This is a genomic window from Sinorhizobium psoraleae (assembly GCF_013283645.1).
GTDB lineage: Bacteria > Pseudomonadota > Alphaproteobacteria > Rhizobiales > Rhizobiaceae > Sinorhizobium > Sinorhizobium psoraleae.
This window is the reverse complement of record NZ_JABEKV010000036.1, coordinates 1-5,161: the sequence shown is the minus strand read 5'-3', so window position 1 is coordinate 5,161 and position 5,161 is coordinate 1. Positions and strand designations below refer to the sequence as shown.

The following is a 5,161-nucleotide window of genomic DNA, read 5'->3' as shown; positions in this document are numbered from 1 at the left end:
CATGGCGCGGGGCTGGCTCGACAGATGACGACGGGCCCGGTTCGTCCATCAGCCCAACAGGCACCTCATTGTAGCCTGGCGCAGGAAGCTCCTTTGGCCAAATGCCAGCTTCCTGCGACGCGCTGTGCTCAGCGGTAGCGGCGTCGCCGACCCGCGTTGGCTCCATGTCGGGGGCAGGATTCGGCTCAGCGCGGCCTGCGATCGGCACGACTTCGCCCGTCGACCGAAATGTTCGGAGTCGGTCTATTACCCTAAGGAGCGTCTTAGGATCACGCTTTCCGATGAACTCGAGCACCTCACCGCCATCGGTCAGCGACTTGTTGTCGAGCCGAGCAACAATGCTCGTTTTGTTATTCTCGAAGAGCCACCGGCCAAAGCGGCGAAGAAGACCTACATTATTCTTGACGGTGCGCTCGGAGGCACTGCCTTTGATGAGGGTCGCCTCAAGCCCCGAAATAAGCGAAGCATCCTCGGAGTAAAGTGACTGCTTGCTCTGCCCCATCACAATCCCAGTCGACTGTAGCGCCGAGGACGACGGCCCGGGTTCGTCCATCAGCCCCAAACTCAAACCCTGATCGTGGGCATTCGCAGGAGCCTCCTTTCGCCAACTGCCAGCTTCCCGCAACGCGCTGTGCTGCCTACCGGCGTCGATCCGGCTCGGCTCCATCTCGGTGGCAGGATTCAGCTTAGCGCGGCCTGCAATCGGCACGACTCCGCCCGTCGACTGCCAGGTCCGGAGATGACCTATTGCCGTGCGGAGTCTCCTGGGATTACCCTTTCCGATGAACTCAAGCATGTCACCGCCATCGGTCAGCGACTTGTTGTTGAGCTGAGTAACAATGCCGTTTTTTTTATTTGCGAAGAGCCAGTGGCCATAGCTGCGAAGAAGGCGTACATAAAGTCTGGCGGTGCCTTCGGTGGCTCCGCCTTTGATGAGGGGCTGCTCAAGCCCCGAGATAAGCTCGGCATCCTCGGGATAAAGAGGTTGCTTCCTGCGGAGCCCCGGTGGCCGAGCAGGCCGCGGCCCGAAGGACAACGGGCCGGGTTCATCCATCGCCCCCGAACTCAAATCCTGATCGTGGGCGTTCGCAGGAAGCTCCTTTGGCCAACTGCCAGCCTCCGGAGAAGCGCTACGCTGCCCAGCGGCGTCGCGGGCCTGCCTCGGCTCCATCGGTGCGGCGTCTTCTGGATCAGAAACGGGGGGAATTTGGCGCTCGCGCTCCATCGCTTTTGCGCCGGCCTGCGACTTTCGGAGATGAGCCAGTGCGGGACCGATCTTCTGATCACCATGGGCGTCCTGCTTGTAAGTCTTGACATCCCCATCCAACGCGCTGCCGGAAAGCCGACCAGCAATGTTCTTCTTGTTGTTTTGACGCAGGTAGTCACTGAAGCTCCTAAGAGCAGTAGCATTCCTTTTGCTGGTATCTGTCGCTGTTTCGTTTTTATACTCTTTGATGAGAGCCGCGTCCTGGGGATAAGGGTTCAGCTCAGCGCGGCCTGCGATCGGCACGACTCCGCCCGTCGACTGCCAGGTCCGGAGATGGTCTATTGCCTTACGGATTGTCTTGGGGTCACGCTTTCCAATGAACTCGCGCGCATCATCGCTCAGCGATTGCTTGTCGAGCCGGTCCTTAATAGGATCTTTATTATTTGCGAGGAGCCAGCGGCCAAAGCTGAGAAGAGAACGTACATAGTCTTTGACGGTGTGCTCGGAGGCATTGATCAGGGCCTTCTCAAGCCCCAAAATAATCTCAGCATCGCCAGGATAAAGAGGCTGATTCCTGCGAAGTCCAGTTGACTGAGCCGGCTGAGGCGCCGACAACGATGGCCCCGGTTCGTCCATCAGCACCAAACACACATCCTGATCGTGAGCTTTCGCAGGAAGCTCCTTTGGTCGGCTTCCAGCTTCCTGGGAGGTGCTGTGCTGCCCCGCGGCGTCGCCGACCCGCCGCGGCTCCATCAGTGCGGCGTCTTCGGGATCCGAAACGGGGAGAATATGGCGCTCGCGCTCCATCGCCTTGGCGCCGGCTTGCGATTTTCGGAGATGAACGAGTGCGGGACCAATGCTCCGATCACCATCGGCGTCCTTCCTGTAGCCCTTGACATCTCCGTCCAACGCGTTGCCGCAGAGCCGCCCAGCAATGCCCTTCTTGTTGTTTTGACGCAGGTAGTCACTGAAGCTCCTAAGTGCAGTTGAATACTTCCTGACGGTGTTTGTCGCTGCTTCGTTTCTGTACTCGTTGATGAGAGCTGCGTCCTCGCGAGACGGCTCAGCGCGCCGCGCGAGGGGCACGATTCCCCCCGTCGACTGCCAAGTCCGGAGATGACCTATTGCCTTACGAAGTGTCTTGGGGTCACGCTTTCCGATGAACTCGCGCGCATCGTCGGTCAGCGACTGCTTGTCGAGCCGGTCCTTAATGGGATCTTTTTTGTTTGCGAAGAGCCAGTGGCCAAAGGTGAGAAGAGTACTTACATTTTCGCTGGCGGCGTCTCCCTTGAGAGTATTCACGAGCCCCAAAATAAGCTCAGTATCCACCGCATGAAGAGGGCGATTGCTGACACTTCTCAAAAACTGAGTTGCCTGAGCCGGCTGCGGCGCCGAGGACGACGGGCCCGGTTCGTCCATCAGCCCAACAGGCACCTCATTGTAGCCTGGCGCAGGAAGCTCCTTTGGCCAAATGCCAGCTTCCTGCGACGCGCTGTGCTCAGCGGTAGCGGCGTGGCCGACGTAGGTCGGCTCCATCAGTGCCGCGACTTCGGGGTCACAAACAGGGGGAATATGGCGCTCGCGCTCCATCGCTTTTGCGCCGGCCTGCGATTTTCGGAGATGAGCCAGTGCGGAGGCAATGGTCCGATCATCACCGGCGTCCTCCTTATAGGTCCTGACATCCCCATCCAACCCGTTGCCGGACAGCCGATCAGCAATGCCCATCTTGTTGTTCTGACGCAGGTAGTCACTGAAGCTGCTAAGGGCAGTTGCATTCCTCTTGCCGGTTTCTGTCGCTGCTTCGTTTTTATACTCTTTGATGAGAGCCGCGTCCCGGGGGTGAGGCCTCAGCTCAGCGCGGCCTGCGATCGGCACGACTTCGCCCGTCGCCTGCCAGGTCCGAAGATGGTCTATTGCCGTAAGGAGAAGCTTGGACGACTTACCCTTTTTCATGAACTCGCGCGCATCATCGGTCAGCGACTCGTTGTCGAGCCGCGGATGAATAGGCCTTTTGTTGTTTTCGAAGAGCCAGCGGCCAAAGCCGAGAAGAGTATTTACATAGCCCTTGGCGGTGCGTTCGGCGGCACCTCCGTTGATGAGGGCCTCCCTAAGCCCCAAAATAAGGGGAGCATCCACCGGATGAAGAGGGCGGTTGCTGACACTTCTCAAAAACTGAGTTGACTGAGCCGGCTGCGGCGCCGAGGACGACGGGCCCGGTTCGTCAATCAGCCCCAGAAGCACCTCGTTGTAGCCTGACGCCGGAAGCTCCATTGGCCAAGTACCAGCGTCCTGAGCAGCACTGTGCTGCCAAGCGGCGTCGCCGATCCGCGTCGGCTCCATCGGTGCCACGTCTTCGGCGTCAGAAACGGGGGGAATATGGCGCTCGCGCTCCATCGCTCTGGCGCCGGCCCGGGATTTTCGGAGATGAGCCAGTGCGGAGGCAATGGTCCGATCATCGCCGGCATCCTCCTTATAGCTCCTGACATCCCCATCCAACCCGTTGCCGGACAGCCGATCAGCAATGCCCAACTTGTTGTTTTGACGCAGATAGTCACTGAAGCTGCTAAGAGCAGTTGCATTCCTCCTGCCGGTTTCTGTCGCTGCTTCGTTTTTATACTCTTTGATGAGAGCCGCGTCCTCCGGGTGAGGATTCAACTCAGCGCGGCCTGCGATCGGCGCGACTCCGCCCGTCGCCTGCCAGGTCCGGAGATGGTCTATTGCCCTAAGGAGAAGCTTGGAGTTACCCTCTTTCATGAGCTCGCAGGCATCATCGGTCAGCGACTCGTCGTCGAGCCGCGGATGAATAGGCCTTTTGTTGTTTTCGAAGAGCCAGCGGCCAAAGCGGAGAAGAATTTTTACATAGTCCTTGGCGGTGTGTTGGGCGGCACCTGCGTTGATGAGGACCTCCCTAAGCCCCATAATAAAAGGAGCATCCTGCGAATAAAGAGGCTGCTTGCTGCTCCCCAGCAAAACCCCAGTCAACTGACCCGGCGGCGGCGCCGAGGCGGTCGGCATTACTTCACCACCTCCGCCTGAACTGGCGATGTCGCTCAGTTGCCGCGCAAAGGCCGCCGCACCTGCGGCCGCAGGTGAGCTCGCTTTCCGGCCCGGCCTGTCCGATTGTCCACGCACCCGCTTTGTCGAGGGGAATTTCATCCGTTCTCACCTTCAGCAATCTAAACCCGTTTGAAGCTGGTCTTGAATCTGACATAGGAAAGCTGTCGAGAACCTGACGGCGAGAATGCCCGCCGGTCATCCCAGAATGTGTTGCAGGGCGATCACGGGGTTCAAGAGGAAATTAGCGGTGTGATGACCCCGGAAAACGCCTGCAGGCCGGTTCCTAAAGTAGGCTGCAAGAGAGGGCTCCCCAGGTGACGCATCAATATCGTTCCGAGCCGTTGCTGACGAAACGTTGACACATCTTCCTGCGGGCTGGGCTCTGTCTGGCTGCGCCGTCCAACCCAGGCCGGCTTGACCTGCATGCTTACCTGCCGGTTTGGCGATGTATCGCACAGGCCCAGGCCGCGGATCGGTACATGCTCGAACGAAAACCGCTGGCGGCTGGCATGTTCGCTGCTGAACAGGAGGATCCCTCAGTCGCTTGATACTGCAGTGGTTTCAGCTCTGGTGCTGCGAACAAAACACCGCATGATCGTCAGGTGGGTTTTGGCTCACTGCGCCTTGACGCGGCGCTCGGCGCAACCGGGGCGCTACCGGCAGCTTCGTTCAATCCTCTCGCAAACACCCGGTTTCTGGCAAACTCGACTGCCTCAGCGTGCCGATAAAGGAATGCAAATCAATGCCTCGTCAGTCGGTTTTGCAGCGCCTGCCGATCGGCGACGAGGTTGTCGAAGTGCAGCGGCTGGTGTCCTCCCGCACGAAGTATCGCAATCGGAGCCCTAGCAGGCTGTTGAAGAAGTTTCCGGTTTGGCCTTGAGGATGGCCTCGTCGCCG

Annotated in this window: 1 protein-coding gene; it reads right to left on the bottom strand. The window is 59.2% G+C overall.

Annotated elements, in window-relative coordinates; all coding sequences use genetic code 11:
* On the bottom strand, positions 1-4,363 hold a 4,363-nt coding region (locus ILFOPFJJ_RS34330), incomplete at its 3' end, for a hypothetical protein (RefSeq protein ID WP_173514835.1).
* Between the last annotated feature and the right edge of the window lie 798 nt (positions 4,364-5,161).